At 58.4% G+C, this 907-nt stretch carries 1 protein-coding gene; it reads right to left on the minus strand.

Annotated features, from left to right (window positions below):
• On the minus strand, positions 1-907 hold a 907-nt coding region (locus tag ACR0EL_RS21910; protein ID WP_480502277.1), incomplete at both ends, for an ABC transporter transmembrane domain-containing protein.

Raw genomic sequence — 907 nt, forward strand, 5'->3', positions numbered from 1 at the left:
TGGCCATCGATCAGGATCGCGCCCTTCTCGACGTCGTAAAACCGCAAAAGCAGCTTTACTAGGGTCGATTTTCCGGCTCCTGAGCGACCGATCAGGCCGATCTTTTCGCCTGGCCGGATGGTCAAGTTGACGTGATCCAAACCACCGGTTTCCCGTCCATAGTGATGAGACAGATCGCGTATTTCGATCTGGCCATTACCCAGCCGCAAAGGTTTCGCATCAGGTTCATCCAACAGATCGATGGGCTGCGCGATGGTCTGCATACCCTCGGCAACGATACCCAATTCGCGAAAGAAGCTGGTCAGCGCCCACATGATCCAACCGGTCATGGCATTCAGCCGCAGCGTCAAGGCTGTGGCGGCGGCCACCACACCGACCGTTGCGCTTCCTTGCGCCCAAAGCAGGATTGCCCAACCAACGACACCCACGATCAGCACACCGTTCAACGCAACAAGCGCGGCATCCATAATGGTGAAAATCCGCATCTCGATCTGGAAAGTGCGGCGGGTTTCCGCAATCGCCTCGCGCGCATAGTCCTGTTCCTGAGTGTCATGGGCAAACATCTTGATGGAGTGGATGTTGGTATAGCTGTCCACCACCCGGCCCGTCACGGTAGATCTTGCATCCGACGCCGCCTGCGACGCGGGGCCGACCCGCTTGACGGTCCACCGCACCAAGGCCCCATAGAACACCAGCCAAATCAGCAACGGCAGCAACAGGCGCGGATCAGCTGCCATCAGCAAAATGGCCGCGCCGATCATGTAGGCGATCGAGAATGAAATCGCGTCAAAGACCTGAAACACCACCTCGCCCGCGGCGGGTGGGGTCTGCACGACCCGGTTTGCGATGCGCCCGGCAAAGGCATTCTCGAACCAGCCAACCGATTGACGCAGAACATGTTTATGCC

It is taken from the genome of Ruegeria sp. AH12 (assembly GCF_056541465.1).